This window comes from Bradyrhizobium sp. 6(2017) (assembly GCF_011058295.2).
Lineage (GTDB): Bacteria > Pseudomonadota > Alphaproteobacteria > Rhizobiales > Xanthobacteraceae > Bradyrhizobium > Bradyrhizobium septentrionale.
In genome coordinates this window covers 1,244,561-1,260,442 of sequence record NZ_CP049289.2, presented here as the reverse complement: position 1 = coordinate 1,260,442, position 15,882 = coordinate 1,244,561, and the positions used below count along the sequence as shown (strand labels likewise).

Here is a 15,882-nt window from a genome sequence, read left to right as displayed (position 1 = left end):
TCAATGCGAAACATGCTTGGAGCGCATCACCTGGCGAAGCGCAGCATAATGCTGATCATGCACGTTCTGATTGAACAACGACCACGGCTCCGCACTGGCCAGCAACGCCGGAACAGCAGCGGCCATCAGATTGCGATAGTTCCTGAACTCGGTTGCAGCATCCGCGCTGCGCCCCGCTGCAACAGCCATTTCGATTCGCCGCAGCGTGAGCACCAGCTCCTTGAGACCGCTGCGCGCAAGCACGCGCTGCTGCTCGCCGCCTGATACGCTGGTGTTCTTGCGATCCGGGTATTGCTCGGTCAATTCGCGCAGCTCACGGCCGATCGTATCGACCGCCAGTGCGACGATGTCCTTGTCGCCGGCAGGAATCGCGGTCGCAAGCACCGTCGAGAAATCGTTGATCTCCTTCAGCGTGGCGCCGGCACCGTCGCGCTCATAGGGCTGCACGCCATCGCCCACCGCCGTGAGATAGGCGACGAGGTCGCCCTTGTCCTGCGCCGAGAGATCGAGCTGAAACGTGCGGTCGAAATAATCGACGACCTGGCTGACATTGTCGAAGCGGCCGTCGTGAAAATACGGCGCATTGAAGTCGGCGTTGCGCAGGGTCGGCGTCTTGAACAGTCCGCCTGAACCGATGTCGTGTTGCTGATGATCGACAAAGCCCGACGATGGAACATGGCAGCCGGCGCAGCTCAGCGCAGGATCGTGCGGAAACGGCCGCGAGAACAACGCCTCGCCGCGGCGTTCCGGCTCGGTGATCTTGCCAGCCAGCCGTCCCGCGGGGCCCAGGCTCGGGTTGGGCAGGAAGTCGATGTCGTGAATATAGGCCACGATCGCATCGAGCGTTGCCGGCGACGGCTCCGGTCCGGCGAACTCGCTGGTGATGACGTTGTGGACGAAATCGCGCAGCGAGGCGAACCGGCCGTCGGCGCCATAGGGTGCCAGGTAGCGGGCGCCGCGCAGGCTCGGAATCCGCACGGGATCGAACGACAGATTGTTGGCCTTCGGATTGAACAGAGGACCGGTGGTGTCGAACGTGCCGGGCCGGCTCGACATCTTCGGCATGAAGAATTTGGCGTTGTTGGCACCATTGACGTGACAGGTGCCGCAGCTCACGCCGGCCTGCCGCGCCACCTCGCCAAGCAACCCGGGCGAATTGAAAGCGAGATCGCCGAGATTCACCAGATAGGATTTGCTGCCGGTGCGCTCGGACTGGAACACCTCGCGCGGCTTGTCGAGCGCATCCTCGTTCAGCTCGGTCGCAACCGGCAGCACGGTCTTGTCGCCATCGACCGGAAACGCCACGGCGCGCCCGAGCAGTGCAAGGGCGATGACGCCGGAGAGCAGTGCAGCCAGACGCAGCTGAAGCGATGTCATCGCGCCTGGGCCTCCAAGGTCGGCCGCTGCAGGCCGAGCTTCGCCGATGCGCTCTGCAACGCGATCACCAGCTCCTCACTGGTCTGGCGCAGATCGGCAATGTTGACACGCGGCAAGTCGGGCGTCGCGACGATCGCCTCGAGCTGCTCGATCCGGTTGTTCACCGTCTCGTCGAGCTTGCCGTCGACCGTGTTGAGCGCGGCAGAGAAAATCGTGTGGTAAGCGAAGTCGATGCCGGCGATGTTGTTGCGCATGTCGTCGAGCGAGGTGCCGCTGATGCGCGATTCGCCGCCATCAGCCTTGCTCTCTCCGACCTCGTAAGCGAGCCGCACCGTGCCGTCCAAGAGGCCCTGCGGCGTCAGCTTGATGTCCTTGAGCTTGCCGTGAAGGTCGTTCAGATGCTCGACAAGGCCCGCCGCGTCAGTGGCGACGTCGGTGCTTGCAGCACCGAACAGCTTTGCCTCGATGGCGTGGAACCCGCTGTCCGCGTTCGGCCAGGCGTCGATCTGCGCATCGAGCTCGGGAACGAATCCTGCGGTGAACACTTCCGAGCGCTCCCAGCCGGCGCGCGCCGACAGCCAGGCCTTCTTCGCACCGGGCAAATCCGCTGCCGCGGCGCGCTCGCGCAATGCACGCGCGCCTGTCAGCGCACTGGCGACGCCCTCGATCAAATACGGCCGATAGCGCTCGGCACCTTCCTCCAGAGCGCCGGCATTCGCGGCGCGCACGCCCGCGAACGCTGCCAGCAAAGCAAGGCACGCCGCCACTCGCATCTTGTGCATAGTCAACCCACTCATCTGCCACGAAGGGCTCGCGGCACGTAGTGGTGCGGACTATTGTCGGTGTCCTATGCGGATTTGTGACAGCGCAGACATTTTGTCGCATCTTTTCTGCTTCGCTATCGTCGATGACGATCACAATTTCGCAAACCCGTCGCGCGGTGACGGATCAATTGAGAATGGACTGTTCAACGCGCGCGAGTTGTTGCAACACATTGAGCACGCGTCACACTTATCCCGTCACCATGCATATCGATCGCGAAGTTCTTTATTTTATCGGGTCTTACGGCGCGCTTTGCATGCTCTGCTGCGCGGTCGCGCTGATCGATCTTCGCCACGGCATCATTCCAAATTGGCTGAACCTTGCGATCGCCGCGCTCGGTCTTGCGAACGTCGTCGTCACTGAAGGCACGACAGCCGCCTTCACCGCAATGGCGAGCGCGGTCCTCGTCGGCGCCGTGTTCTGGCTGTTGCAGCGGCTTTACTTCGCCTTGCGGCATGTCGACGGATTGGGACTTGGCGACGTCAAGTTTCTTGCCGCCGCCACGATCTGGGTCGGCGCGACAGGGGTTCCGACCTTGCTGCTGATCGCGGCACTCGCGGCACTTGCAGTTGCCGGAGGCCTGCAACTCGCAGGACACGAGATGAAGCGCCAGACGTCGATCCCGTTCGGTCCTTTTCTTGCGCTCGGCCTTCTCCTGACGGCGGCACTTCAGAGCTGGCTCGCGCTGATCTAGTTTCCGCTGGACGCTGCAATCACATCTGGCGCCGCGCGGCCAAAGGCTTCCGCTCCGTGCTGACCGGAACGAGCCGGACGTCGCCGCTCTCTTCACCGCCGGGCTGGGGCAATGAGAGCACGGCCTCCTGCTCGTCCTTCTGCATCCTGACTTCACGTCCGTTGATGGCTCGCAGCTTCCATCCCTGGAAATCGTCACCGACCTTCAGTCGCAGCGCGGTCTTGTTCGATTGATCGAGAAATATCCCGAAACTTTCATCATCTCCCGCGATCGTGCCGACCAGCGACAGCGGCGGCGGCTCGATCGCGACCTTGCGCGGCGGCGTCGGCGCTGGCTTGCTGACCTCCGGTTCCGCAACGACGGCGGGCGGCGGCCGCCGCGACGGCGAGAACACCGGCCGGTCGCGCGTGTTGGACAGCGTCTTGAGCGGGATGCCCCACAGCGGATTTGCGCTGAGTGGCCGCGGCGGCGGCGCCGGCGAAGGGGCCACGCGGACCGACGTTACAGGTTCGGACGGCGGCGGCGAGCTCAGCACCGGACCGCCCAGGCGGGTATCATCGAGCAGCCCGGCATCGAGCGCATCGCCGGACCGGTCGGGCACGGCGGCCGCTGCAGCATGAACCGACGCGGCCAGGAGCACGATGATCGCTGCAAAGCGTCGCATCACTTGGCTCCCCGCCATTGTCCGGACACGCCGAGCAGCACGCGCATCTTGCCGGGATCGGCGCCCTTGGCGGCCTCGTCGGCGACGGGCTGCACGACCAATTGGTCGATGAACAGGAACGGCATGCTGGCTTCGAGATCGTAGAGCACCGGCTGCAATTGCGCCTGCTCGATCTCGCAGCTCGCGACCATACTGAGAAAGCCGGCCTTCGCCGGCACGTTGGGAACGTCTAGCTGCGTCGACAGCACGTTGCCGCCGGCCTTGATCACGGCACCCGACACACGTTGCAGCAAGGTGGCGCCGGCAACCGTGACGGTGGCGCCCTCGAGATAAGCGGAGCCGGTCGGCATCGCGGGCTGACCTGGCGCGGTGTTCGCCCTGGATCGTCCCTCGAGCTGCTCCAGCATTCCGGCCGAGGCCGCAACATCGCTGCGCAGGCCAGCGATATCAGACAGCGACGAAATGACGACAAAGAGCAAAAGCACGAAAAGGCCGAGATAGCTCGCGGTCGCGACCAGTGGCGAGGTGCTGACGGCGGCCAGCGATCGGGATGCTGTGCTCATGTGCCGGACCCAAAATTCGCGGTGATGTTGGCCTCGACGTGGAACCGCTCCGCCGTCTCATTCGCTGCGCGCGTCGTCGGCGCGAAGAACGTGGCGCGGGTGAATTGCGGCGACTGCTCCAGCAGCCTGATCAGGGATGGCGCATCCTGGGTCATTCCGACCACCTGCACCTTGTTGCCCTCGATGCGCAGCTCGGTCACATAGGTGGTATCGGGCAATACACGCGAGATCGCTTCCAGGACCATGACGCTCGATGGCGTCGTTTGCTTGCGCTTGGCCAACAGGCCGAGACCGGACGAATCGCCATTGGCGTCAAGGCGCAGCGCGGCACGGCGCTGCGAGATCCGGTGCTGGAGATCGTCCTGCTCCGATTGCAGCCAGCCGCCGAGATAGATGTTCAGCAGCAGCGAGACCGCGGCTGCGGCGGCCGTCGAGACCAGGCCGATGCGCAACAGGCGCGGAACCAGATGTCCGGCAAGACCCCGCAGCGGCCGATCGAGCAACGTCACCTGCTGCAGCGTGCCGTCGCCGCCAACCGCCGGCGCCGAGACCGCGATGGAAGCGCCGCCCAGCGTCCTGGCCAACCGGATCAACGGATCGACCTTGGCCGCCGCGGTCGCACTGAACGCGACTTCAATACGATCATTGCCGACCGGCCGCGGCGCGCCCCAGCCGAACACCGCGTCAGCGGCGCTCCATGGTGTCAGCCGGTCGACCTGCGCGCGGATCATGCCGTCGAGGAAATCGCCAGCCTGACTCGGGAAATCGAGCACGCGGCTGACGATTTGATCCGATCGCAAGCGCACCTCGATCCGGCTGCCGTCGAACGCCGTCTTCCAATCCGTTGACAGTGGAGGCTGTGGCACATCGTGATCGAGCCGAAACGAAACCGGCACCGAGGGTGAACCATCCTTCGACACCGCGAGACGGGCGGTGAATGTGCCGTCGGCATTTTCGTCGAGCGCGACGCCACGCCGGCGCACGAACCTATCAGCGACGCCGTCAACGGTGACCGCGACGGCGCCGATCCAACGCTCGAACCATTGTCGTGCTTCGGCAAATATTGCCATCAACCTCTCCCGCGAAGCAGAACCGGATTTCGCGGTTCGACATCGTTCTGCCAGGACAACACACGATAGGGCTCGACCTTGTCGCCGAGCGCGATCACCGCCTCGGACGTGGTGCGATGGCCGTTGCGGAAACGGATCGAGATCGCGATCCGGTAGCATGGGCTCTGCGCCGTCGATGCCGCACTTTGCGCGTTCGGCGCCTGCGTTCCGGCCGCGATGCCGTTTGGCGAGGCCGAACGCGCCCCGAAGCCGTCCTGATCGTTGCCCGATGCCTTGTCCAGCGCCCTGACGATTTCCGGCGCCGCGATCTTCAGATCGACATCCGGGCTGCCGTTGAACACCGTGACAAACGGCAGCGCGCGGTCGACCAGGGCTTCGGGGATACCGGCGATCAGCGCCAGCTCGTTGACATGGACGAACAGGCCCTGGCGCGGCGAGTAGCCAAGCGCATTGTAGCGGGCGGCCTCGACATTCTCGCTGCCCGGCGCGGGCCGGGTTCGCCAGCCGACGATCCGGTCGGCGTATTCGCCGGCTGCGTCCTTGCCGGCGCCGAGCACGACGAACAGGCCAATCAGCATCTCCTTCGATGCGTAATTCAGGTCGAGGCGGCCCGCCTCCGACGTGAAGGTCACGCCGACGCTGGCATCGTCCAGCCCAAAATGAAAAGCCCCGCTCTGCGGCCGCGTCTTCTCATCCGTCAGCGTCAATTGATAAGCTGCGAGCTCAACTCCGGCCGACATCAGCGCCTCGGTCTGCAACGACAGGTCGCTGGCGGCCAGCGCCCGCGCCGACGCGGCGAGATAGGCCGAGAAGATGATCGCCAGCGACGACAGCGCCAGCAGGATCCAGAGCACCGCAACGATGACGAAGCCGCGATCGGCCGGCGTTCGGCCGCACTTGCCGGTCGCGCCCATCACGTCTTCCCCTGATCGGTAGACGTCTTGCCCTGATCGGCGTTGCCGTCGGAATTGCGCTTGTCGCCGCAATTGCCGTCCGGCTTGGTGCAGTCGCTCGGAATCTGGACATGGACCGGCGCGATGGTCGACACCGACAGCACCCGTTCGCTGGCAGCATCACGCACCGTCAGCCGAATCATCGCCGGCAGTCTGTCGGCATCCCGCCACACGCTTTTCCATGCCCGGTCCGCACCGGCATAGGCGAAGGACAGCCGATAGGGCGCGCGCAGCAGCACGACCGGGCTGCCGAGATGCACCTGTTCCGATAGCGACACTCCGTCGGCCAGCGGTGTAAACCGCGCCTGCGAACGCACCGTGACGAACTCGCCGCGATCCCTGATCTCGCCAAGCCGCACAATGTCGAGCCCCGGCCCCGCATTCGGTCCCACCGACGTCCGCACGAACGTCACCGACAATTCCGATCCATCGAACAGCGGCTTGTGGGCGTCGCGATTGGCGGCAACGAACTCCGCCGCGGCGAGGTCGGCCCCGATCCGTTCCAGCGCGATCCCGATCAGCTCGCTGCGCTGGATCCGGTCGAGCCCCCGGTTCCAGCTCGGCAACCATTGCGCCGTGATGCTGGCGAGCGCCGACAGCAACAGCCCCATCAGCGCCAGCGCGACGATGGTCTCGATCAGCGTGAAGCCGCGCTCATGCGCGCGCTGGTCTGTGTTCGCCGGGGTCATTGCGAGGACCTCGGCATCAGGCGCACGGTGCGGACGTCGGACAATGCGCCGCCCGGAGATTTGACGCGAATTCTCACCAGCTCCGGGGCCCAGGGCACGTTGCCCTCGGGAACCGTCCAGTCACCACCGAGCGGACTGACGTCGACGGTCCACCGGTAGCCCTCCGCCTGCCCGGTCGATGAGCCCGGCTGCAATTCGGCGCGGGGCGGAATGCCGACCGTCATCAAGGTGCGCGCTGCCTGCATCAGCGCGACGTGCTGCTCCATGGAGCGAACACCGCGCGTCTTGACACCCATCACGGCGCCGATCGCGACGATCGAGACGGCCACCAGCGCCAGCGCCACCAGCACCTCGATGATCGTGAACCCCGCGTCAGCGCGGTTAGTTGGCGGCGACGTCACGAGCAACGATTTCAACCCTTCCGGTGAGCCAGTTGACGCGCACTTCATATCCCGCATCGAGCCGCGTCAGCGCGATGGAGCCGCCACAGGAACCGCCATTGGCGAAGAAACGAATGGTCGATAGCGCGGCCTGCCGCTGGCAGCGCTGCGGCAGCACGGCATCGAACCGCACATCGTCGGGAATTCGCACCGCCATGCGCGATGCGCCCGAGTGGATCACCCGGCTCGCCGCATCGACCAGCGTCGCAACGCTGGTGCTGCGCTCGATGGCGGCATTGCGGTCGGCCTTCAAGAGCGTCGCGGTCTGCAGCGCATAGGCCTGCAACCGCGAACGCGAGGTTTGGTGCGGAATGAACGGAAGCAGCACGGCCGCGAGCAGCGCGATGATGGCGAGCACGCACACCATCTCGAGCAAAGTGAAACCGCGCTGCGTCGCGTCATTCATGCTCGCCATGCACCCGTGTTATTCATTGTTGGCGGCTGTCGCCTTCTCGAGCGAAATGTCGGCGGAGGTACCGCTGCCGCCCTCCTGACCGTCCGATCCATAGGAGACGATGTCATACGGCCCGTGTTCGCCGGGCGACCGATAGAGATAGGCGTGATTCCAGGGATCGCTCGGAACGTTGCCGCCCTTCAGATACGGACCATTCCAGGCCGCGACCCCCGGCGTGCGCCGGACCAGAGCGGCGAGCCCCTCCGCCGTGGACGGGAAGCGGCCCGCGTCGAGATAGAACAGGTCGAGCGCGCTGGAGAAGCTCTGCAGCTGAATGCGCGCGGTCTTGACCTTGGATTCGCTGAGATAGTTGAGCACGCGCGGCCCGATCAGCCCCATGATGAGGCCGATGATCGCGATCACCACCAGCATCTCGACCAGGGTGAAACCCTCCTGCCCCGAACGCCGCGGCCCTTGCGACCGCGCCCGAGCGCGTCCCGCTCGCATGGAAAATGCCCCGATGATGGTGTTGCGCGATATCATGACCGATGACCTCTGCTCTAACCGACTAGCTGCGTGACCGAGAGCAGCGCCGTCATCACCGATACGATCAGTCCGCCGACGACGGTGCTGATGGTGATGATCGCCAGCGGACCGACGATGCCGACGACACGGTCCAGGCTGCGCTGCAATTTTGCTTCGTAGAATTCCGCGACCCGCCCGGCCAGCACCGGCAGCTGCCCGGTCTCTTCACCGAGCCGCAGCATGCGCACCGCCATCGGCGGCAGGCTGTCCGCGACGGAGAGCGCTTCCGACAGTTTTCCGCCATGGCGGACGCGGTCGGCGGCGGCGGTCCAGTTCGCCTCGCTCCCGGTCACCGCCATGATGTCGACGAGGATGCGCAGCGCAGCGGTGAGGTTGACGCCGCTGCCGAGCAGGACGCCGAGATTGCGGCAGAACAGGCTGGCGCGATAGAACTGGAAGGCGCTGCTGATGCCGGGAACCCGCGAGATCGCGTTGACGAGCGCGGCGCGCACCCGCGCCTGCCGCAGCAGCCACCATGCGAGCGCGATCGTGGCCGCACTAATCAGGCTTGCCGCCGTGGCATTGGCGCGGAGGAAATCCGATACCGCGATGAAGCTGGCGAGCGCCGTATCCGACTTGCCGCCGAAATCGCCCAGCACGGTCGAGAATTGCGGCAGCACGAAAAGCAGGAAGAACAGCATCACGCCGGACGCCGCGACCAGTACAAAGGCCGGATACTGCATGGCGTCAGTCAGCTTGCGCCGCATCTGCTCGGAACGCGCGCGCTCGGTCCCGAGCATCTCCAGCACGGAGTCGAGCGTGCCGGAGATTTCCCCGACCCGGACCAGGGCGATGTACATCGGCTGGAACAGGGTCGGATGATCCGCGACCGCATCGGCAAAGCTCTCGCCGGTGAGCAGGGCCGCGCGAATTTTTGCCACCACCGGACGCATCCGCCCGACATCGGCATCGCCGGACAGCAGCTCCAGCGCATCGTCGAGACGCGCGCCGGCCTTGAGCAGCAGCGCAAGGTCGCGCGTGAATGTGGTGACCTCAGCGGCGCTCGGCCCGCCGAACAGGCTGCGGCTACCGGCGGCGCCGGACGCGCGCTTGTCCTCGGTGGTTTCGATCGGCAGCAGCTTGAGATATTCGATCCGCCGCGCCACCTCGGCCGCAGTCGGGGCGGCGATCGTGCCGTTCACGATCTCGCCGGTCTGGGTCAAAGCGCGATAGCGATAATTCGGCACGACGTCACCGCACCGTCGCAACGCGGAGGATCTCGGCGGGCGAGGTCAATCCGGCGCGGCATTTGGCGACCCCGTCATCGAGCATCGTGGTCATGCCCGCCCGGATCGCCATCGTATCGATCTTCAGTCCGTCGGTTCGCTCCCCGATCAGTTCGCGCAATTCATTCGATAGTTCGAGCAGCTCGAATGCGCCGAGGCGGCCGCGATAGCCGGTTCCGCCGCAGCGTTCGCAGCCGCATGGCTCGTGAACAATCTCGCCAGCCCGCAATCCGATCGCCGCAAGCCGGGGGTCCTCGGTGAAATCAGCCAATGCCAGCGGCCGCGCCGTCTTGCAGCGCTCGCACAATTGCCGGACCAGGCGCTGCGCGATCACGCCGCGCAGCACCGAGCGCAGCAGATAGCCTTCGACCCCGAGGTCGAGCAGGCGCGGCACCGCGGCCGCCGCCGTCTCGGTGTGCAGCGTCGTCAGCACCAGATGCCCGGTCAGCGCCGCATGCACCGCGACATGCGCGGTCTCGGTATCCCGGATTTCACCGACCATAATGACGTCGGGATCCTGTCGAACGAAGGAGCGCAAGGCGGTGGCGAAGGTCAGACCGATCGCCGGCTTGACCTGGGACTGGTTGACGCCGGGGATCTCGTATTCGACCGGGTCCTCGATCGTGAGAATTTTGCGGCTGGGCTCGTTGAGGATCGACAGGATCGTCGCCAGCGTCGTGGTCTTGCCGCTGCCGGTCGGTCCCGTGATCACGACCATGCCATGCGGCAACTTCAAGAGCCGCCGCAGCTTGGCTTCATCAGCCTGCGAGAACCCGAGTTTTTCCACGACCAGCAGGCCGCGATCCTTGGGCAGGATACGGATGACGGCGGATTCGCCATGCTGCATCGGCATGATCGCGACGCGGATATCGATATCGGTACGCCCGGCCCGCAGCCGCGCCGCGCCGTCCTGCGGCAGGCGGCGCTCGGCAATATTGAGATTGGCGATGATCTTGATGCGGGACACCACGGCCTGGGGCAGCACGCCCGACAGCGCCGCGACCGGCCGCAGCAGGCCATCGATCCGTAAGCGCACCATCAGGCCGGCGGCGAATGGCTCGATATGGATGTCGCTGGCGCGAAGCTCGACCGCCTTCTCGATCAGATCGTTGACCGCGCGCACCACCGGGGCGCCGCTGGCGAGATCGCGCAGGCTCTCAATGTCGTCTTCGCGGGGCAGCGCCGCCGTCAGTTCGGTGGCCTCGTCCTCCTCGGCACTGGCGCGGTTGTTCAGCACGATGGCGACATCTTCCGACGATGCCACTTTCACTGTTATCCCGGCGCCGAGCACAATCTGCGCCGCCCGCTGCGTCGCCTGATCGGTGGGGTCGACGACCGCGAGAACAGTGGTTCCATCCGCTTCCCGGCACGGATAGACCATGGTCTCGCGCAGGAAACGCGGCGAGAACGACCCGACCAGCGGCTCGGCCGAGGTCATTTCCTGGAGCGTCAGGCGGCCCAGTGCAAAGAAGCGTGCGGCTTCGTCGGCGAATTCGACAGGCGAAAGACTGGTGACCTCCCACAGCTTCAATTGCCTGTGGTCGGCGCCTTGCCCGGCCCGCTCGACCGGCCCATCGGTCGGCGCGAGGTGATTGTTCTGACGGAGATAATCCACAAACCGAACGGACAGGTCGTTGGCCATTCTCTTATCCCGCCACGCTATCCTGGATCAGCTCGCGCCGAGCCGCTGGCACCGTTCGGCTCCCGTTAACTGCGCGGTTATCGACCCGAAGTGTGACAGCTGTGCGAAGTCACATCGTCCGCCGCGCTCAAGAAACTTTGAGGTGGCATCGCGGACACAAGCAACGCGCCGGCTGCACAAATTTTGGCACGACACGATGCAGGTCGCGAACGACAATCATGTAACCAATTTATTTCTGTCATGAACGCTCGCTAAGAGTCCTGCGGGGCAGGACCGATCGTCGCAAGCCATCGAAATATCAGCCAGCAAGTAGCGAAGGGCCTTCATGCAACGCGTAGGCACAGTGGGCCGCTGCCCGACGATCCGTGGCGGCCTGACAGCCATTTTCGTCTTGACGTCGCTGGGGTTGCTGGCGTCCTGCAATTCCGCAACAGTCGGCGAGAGTGTGGATGCGTCCCAGCTCGACGTCACCGACAAGGTGCGCTCGCTGGATCTGCTGCCGCGCCAGCCGCAACCGGTGAGCGCACTCGCGGCGGCACCCGGCAACCAGGGCGGGAACGTCCGCGCATCGATGTATGAAGGCAGCGACGTGACGGCCGTCGCCGACGCGCGGCCGCAGCCGACCGCGAATGGCAATGGTTTCGATCTGAATTTCGAGAGCACGCCGGTGGCGACCGTCGCCAAGGTCGTGCTCGGCGACATCCTTCATGTCGGCTACACCATCGACCCACGGGTACAGGGCACGGTGAGCCTGGTCTCGGTCCGCCCGGTGCCGAAATCCGACATGGTGTTCGTGCTTGAAAACGCGCTGCGGCTGAGCGGCGTGGTGCTGCTCAAGGATACCGCGGGCTATCGCCTGACCCCGCTCGGCGACGCCGTCGGCGGCGGACGCATCGATACCGCGGCAGCCAATCCCGAACCCGGTTTCGGCATCTCGGTGGTTCCCCTGCAATATGTGTCGGCCCAGACTCTGCTGAAGCTGACCGACAGCTTTGCCACCAGGGCGGGCGCAATCCGCGCCGACACCACGCGGAATCTTCTGCTGATCCAGGGCACCGGGGCCGAGCGCCGCACCGCGGTCGACACCGTGCTCAGCTTCGACGTCGACTGGATGCGGGGTCAATCGGTCGGCATCTTCCCGATCTCGAGCGGCTCGCCCGCGCCTGTCATCGCCGAGCTGGAGAAGATCGTCGATTCCGGCGAGAACGGCCTCAGCCAGAACGTCATCAAGTTCATGCCGATCGCACGCCTCAATGCGGTGCTGGTCGTGACCAAGAAGCCGGACATGCTGCACACGGCCGCAACCTGGATCAAGCGCCTCGACCGCAACGACACCGCGCGAACCACGGTCCATGTCTACCGCGTCAAGTATGGCGATGCGCGCCAGATCGCGCGGGTCCTGACCGACATGTTCCTCGGCGGCTCCTCAGGCAATTTGCTCGACAGTGCCGACAGCCAGCTCGCGCCGGGCTCCGGCACCTCGTCGACGTCAAGCGTCGCCGATCGTCTGTCGCTCAACAACAACAACGGCTCGAATTCGAGCATGGGCGGCTTCGCATCCCGCGGCACGTCGGGGACAGGTGCGACGGGCCAAGGCCTGGGCCAGGGATTTGGCGCCGGTGGTCAAGCCAACAATCCCAATGCGGGCCAGGGCAACAATGCCGCGCTGGATGCCGGACGCGGCGCCGGCGTCGGCGGCGGCAACGGCCAGCCCGTGCTGCAGGACGTCCGCATCACGCCCGATGTCGTGAACAACAATCTCCTGATCTATGCCGACCAGGCCAACTACCGCATCATCGAGTCGACGCTGCTGCAGATCGACGAGCCACAGCTCCAGGTCGCCATTGATGCTACGATCGCCGAGGTCACGCTCAACAACACCCTGTCCTACGGCGTGCAGACCTATCTCACCAGCCAAAACCTCGGCCTGAAGCCGAACACCGGCTCGATCCTTGGCACCCAGGCCACATCGGCGCCCGCCACCACCACGGACGCGACCACCGGCGCCGTCTCGGTCGCGGGCTCGCTCACCAATGCTTTCATCAACCAGACCTTCCCGGGCTTCAACTTCCTGGTTGGCTCCGCGACGCAGCCGAGCCTGATCCTGGATGCGCTGCATGCCGTCACCAGCGTCAAGGTGCTGTCCAATCCCTCGCTGGTCGTGATCAACAACCAGGTCGCGACGCTGCAGGTCGGCGACGTCGTCCCGGTCTCGACCGGCAGCGCGACAGTGCTGACCACGAGCAACACGGTGGTCAACACCATCGACTATCGCAACACCGGCATCATCCTGAAGGTCTCGCCACGCGTCAGCGTCAACGGCACGGTGCGGCTCGATGTCGAGCAGGAGATCAGCAACGTTCCCCAAAGCAGCTCGGTAAACCTGACGCCGACGGTGTCGGAACGGCGGGTCAAGAGCCAAATCGCGGTCGCCAATGGCCAGACCGTGCTGCTGGCCGGCCTGATCAGCGAGCAGCAGAGCGGCAACCGCAATGCGCTTCCCGTGCTCGACCAGATTCCTGGCCTTGGCGACGCCTTCGGGCATCAGAGCAACGGCACCCAGCGCACCGAGCTGATCATCTTCATCCGCCCGCAGATCATCCGCAACGGTACCGACGCCCAGGTCGTCGCCGAGGAGCTTCGATCGAAACTGCGCGGCAGCATCGCCACGACATCGACCAATGCGCCGATCACCACCAGCTTCCACTGAGCCGGGCAACCGGATGCTCCGCATGCCCGCGCTGCGAACCCGCCTCTGCGCTACACTTGCGGTCGCGCTTTGGGCGATGACCGCATCCGTCGCGAGCGCCGACAGCCTTGCGCGCGGAACCGCCGCCTTTAATCGCGGCGACTATGTCAGGGCGTCTCGGGAGCTCGCGCCGGCCGCCGAGCGCGGCAATGCGCGCGCGCTCGGCCTGCTCGGCTTCATGTATGAGCACGGTTTTGGCGTGCCGCAGGCCTATGACGCCGCCGCCGATCTCTACTATCGTGGCGCCGTGCAAGGCGACCCGTTCGCGCAGGCCATGCTTGGCCTGATGTACGACAAGGGCCACGGCGTTCCGAACGATTACGTGCTGGCCTACAAATGGCTCAATCTGGCGGCCGCCCGCACGAACGGACGGCAGCGCGACGCCTATCTCCGCTTCCGTGATGCGGTCGCATCAAAACTCTCGCGCAATGAGATCATCGCCGGCCAGCGGTTTGCATTGGGATGGGTCCCCGGCCCGCCGGCGCCGAACGTGCACCTGACCATCAAGTAGCTGCCGCTATCACGGCGTCCGCACAGGGATCGCGGACACGCGTCTCCTTCGCACCGGCCGCCGCAGCCGGCGCCAGCCGATCACGATGCCGCTGATCGAGACGATCGTGCCAACCGCTGACAGCAGCCACACCACGACGTCGCGTGCGGGAGAGATGCGCAGCAGCAGCGGGAAATCCAGGCTGTGCAGCGCGTTGAACAACCAGCGATAGGAGCGGCGACTGTCGTCGCTGCGGTCGAGAATTTCGCCAGTGACCGGAGAGATGTGCAGCCAGGTTTGCGCGGGATCATCAAAGCCGGTCCGCAGCACGGGGAGTTCGCGCGCGTTGTGCAGCGTGTACCAATAGGCGTCGGGTTCATCGAGCTGTTGGACCGAGTTCATGGCAGCTCCGGGCACCGCGCGCCGGGCGGCTGCGATGATCTCGTCACGCGAGAGAGACGCGGGCGCGCCGGTGGCGGGATCGGCGAGGCTGCGACGGCCATTGCTGTCATCGAGCATCATCAGCTTGTGTCCGCCGATCCAGACGAAGCGCGCCTCCACGGCCGGCACGGACGGCGACGACTGGAAGCCGGTGGCGATGTCGGGCGCGTCATGGCCGCTGTAGCCGACCGCGATCTCCCTGGTGACGCCGCGGCCGGAGAACGCGCCGCCGGGATTGAGCGACAGCCAGCCGCTGAACATCCAGGTGAAAACGCAGATGCCGCCGATCAGCCCGGCAATATGATGCCAGGCCATCCAGCCGCGGTATGGCGACATGGCGCCGTTTGCGTAGCGACGCATCAATCGCAACCGGAGAATGCCGATCCAGAAGCCAGTGACCGCGACCACGAGGCACACGCCCGAGATCCACAGCACCACATCCCGCCACAGCGGACCGTCCTTGCGCAGCACGGTCGGATAGATCCAGTGCGGGATCGAGCCGAGCCAGTTCCAGACCCGCTCCTGCCGCGTGGTGTCGAGCGCGATCTCGCCGCTGCGCGCGGAGACGTAGAGCTCGGTCCCACTGGCGTCGCCGAGGCCGACCAGATAGAGCGGCCGCAACAGGTCGAAACGCGCCGTAACCGACCATTGATCGCGCGTCACCGTGTCGAGCAATTGCGGACGCACCGCACGCGGATCGTGGCCGGCAATGGCCAGCGCCTGGTCCGGCGTGATCCAGTCGATGATACTGCCGTCGGCCGCCGAAATGGTGACGGTGCCTCCCTTCCAGCCGGCGATGCGATAGACCGGAACGTCGTCCATCATCGACAGCCGCAGATCGCGCGGATAATGCTCCATGCCCGCGATCGCCATCGCGCGGTCAGGCGCGATCTGCACCTTGCCCCACGAAATGACAGGGAGCGCGGCCAGGCGCTCGCCGTCGGTGAGGCGCGGAAAGGCCACGTACATCATGACGAGGCCGGAGATGAACCACATCGCAAACAAGAGGCAGGTCGCGATGCCGATCCAGCGATGGACGACATACAGCCATCGCCGCCCTCGCCGGACCAGAGTGTTGCGCAT

16 protein-coding genes are annotated in these 15,882 nt (G+C 65.4%); 3 read left to right on the top strand and 13 right to left on the bottom strand.

Annotated elements, in window-relative coordinates:
- Positions 1 to 1,377 carry a cytochrome c peroxidase gene (locus G6P99_RS05940; protein ID WP_029079769.1) on the bottom strand — a complete coding sequence of 459 codons (1,377 nt, stop codon included), beginning with the start codon at positions 1,375 to 1,377 and terminating at the stop codon, positions 1 to 3.
- Entirely contained in the window at positions 1,374 to 2,159 is a 786-nt protein-coding gene (locus G6P99_RS05935; protein WP_029079770.1) for an EfeM/EfeO family lipoprotein, read from the bottom strand. The genes G6P99_RS05940 and G6P99_RS05935 overlap by 4 nt, the downstream gene beginning before the upstream one ends.
- Positions 2,160 to 2,371: 212 nt before the next feature.
- On the opposite strand from G6P99_RS05935, the gene G6P99_RS05930 reads away from it, so the two are divergent.
- A complete protein-coding gene (locus G6P99_RS05930) occupies positions 2,372 to 2,893 on the top strand; it encodes a prepilin peptidase (RefSeq protein WP_245284593.1) in 522 nt (173 codons plus the stop codon).
- A gap of 19 nt (positions 2,894 to 2,912) precedes the next feature.
- On the opposite strand, the gene G6P99_RS05925 is transcribed toward G6P99_RS05930, so the two are convergent.
- Genes G6P99_RS05925 through G6P99_RS05880 form a run of 10 tightly spaced genes read right to left on the bottom strand, consistent with a single transcriptional unit; the run spans position 2,913 to position 11,119 of the window.
- Positions 2,913 to 3,557 carry a hypothetical protein gene (locus tag G6P99_RS05925; RefSeq protein WP_245284594.1) on the bottom strand — a complete coding sequence of 215 codons (645 nt, stop codon included), beginning with the start codon at positions 3,555 to 3,557 and terminating at the stop codon, positions 2,913 to 2,915.
- The gene (gene gspM / locus G6P99_RS05920; protein WP_029079773.1) at positions 3,557 to 4,120 is read right to left on the bottom strand and encodes a type II secretion system protein GspM; all 564 of its coding nucleotides are present in this window, start codon (positions 4,118 to 4,120) and stop codon (positions 3,557 to 3,559) included. The genes G6P99_RS05925 and gspM overlap by 1 nt, the downstream gene beginning before the upstream one ends.
- On the bottom strand, positions 4,117 to 5,190 hold the full coding sequence (locus tag G6P99_RS05915) for a PilN domain-containing protein (RefSeq protein WP_029079774.1): 1,074 nt from the start codon (positions 5,188 to 5,190) through the stop codon (positions 4,117 to 4,119). Before G6P99_RS05915 ends, gspM begins: the two co-directional genes overlap by 4 nt.
- Positions 5,190 to 6,104, bottom strand: coding sequence for a general secretion pathway protein GspK (locus G6P99_RS05910; RefSeq protein WP_029079775.1), 915 nt, complete (start codon positions 6,102 to 6,104; stop codon positions 5,190 to 5,192). The genes G6P99_RS05915 and G6P99_RS05910 overlap by 1 nt, the downstream gene beginning before the upstream one ends.
- Positions 6,104 to 6,832, bottom strand: coding sequence for a PulJ/GspJ family protein (locus tag G6P99_RS05905; protein WP_029079776.1), 729 nt, complete (start codon positions 6,830 to 6,832; stop codon positions 6,104 to 6,106). The genes G6P99_RS05910 and G6P99_RS05905 overlap by 1 nt, the downstream gene beginning before the upstream one ends.
- Positions 6,829 to 7,233 carry a prepilin-type N-terminal cleavage/methylation domain-containing protein gene (locus tag G6P99_RS05900; protein ID WP_165127530.1) on the bottom strand — a complete coding sequence of 135 codons (405 nt, stop codon included), beginning with the start codon at positions 7,231 to 7,233 and terminating at the stop codon, positions 6,829 to 6,831. The genes G6P99_RS05905 and G6P99_RS05900 overlap by 4 nt, the downstream gene beginning before the upstream one ends.
- On the bottom strand, positions 7,214 to 7,678 hold the full coding sequence (locus G6P99_RS05895; protein WP_029079778.1) for a type II secretion system protein: 465 nt from the start codon (positions 7,676 to 7,678) through the stop codon (positions 7,214 to 7,216). The genes G6P99_RS05900 and G6P99_RS05895 overlap by 20 nt, the downstream gene beginning before the upstream one ends.
- Before the next feature lie 18 nt (positions 7,679 to 7,696).
- Positions 7,697 to 8,173: a type II secretion system major pseudopilin GspG gene (gene gspG / locus G6P99_RS05890; RefSeq protein ID WP_035976545.1), complete on the bottom strand. Its 477-nt coding sequence runs from the start codon at positions 8,171 to 8,173 to the stop codon at positions 7,697 to 7,699.
- A gap of 53 nt (positions 8,174 to 8,226) precedes the next feature.
- On the bottom strand, positions 8,227 to 9,438 hold the full coding sequence (locus G6P99_RS05885; RefSeq protein ID WP_029079780.1) for a type II secretion system F family protein: 1,212 nt from the start codon (positions 9,436 to 9,438) through the stop codon (positions 8,227 to 8,229).
- 4 nt (positions 9,439 to 9,442) lie between these two features.
- Positions 9,443 to 11,119: a GspE/PulE family protein gene (locus G6P99_RS05880; protein WP_029079781.1), complete on the bottom strand. Its 1,677-nt coding sequence runs from the start codon at positions 11,117 to 11,119 to the stop codon at positions 9,443 to 9,445.
- Between the two features lie 325 nt (positions 11,120 to 11,444).
- On the opposite strand from G6P99_RS05880, the gene gspD reads away from it, so the two are divergent.
- Together gspD and G6P99_RS05870 are read left to right on the top strand one after the other, a co-directional pair.
- Entirely contained in the window at positions 11,445 to 13,829 is a 2,385-nt protein-coding gene (gene gspD, locus G6P99_RS05875) for a type II secretion system secretin GspD (protein WP_165127528.1), read from the top strand.
- 76 nt (positions 13,830 to 13,905) lie between these two features.
- Positions 13,906 to 14,379: a tetratricopeptide repeat protein gene (locus tag G6P99_RS05870; RefSeq protein WP_029079783.1), complete on the top strand. Its 474-nt coding sequence runs from the start codon at positions 13,906 to 13,908 to the stop codon at positions 14,377 to 14,379.
- 9 nt (positions 14,380 to 14,388) lie between these two features.
- Here G6P99_RS05870 and G6P99_RS05865 read toward each other — a convergent pair whose 3' ends face one another.
- Positions 14,389 to 15,882 (bottom strand): peptidase, encoded by a 1,494-nt coding sequence (locus G6P99_RS05865; RefSeq protein ID WP_029079784.1) that lies wholly within the window; start codon positions 15,880 to 15,882, stop codon positions 14,389 to 14,391.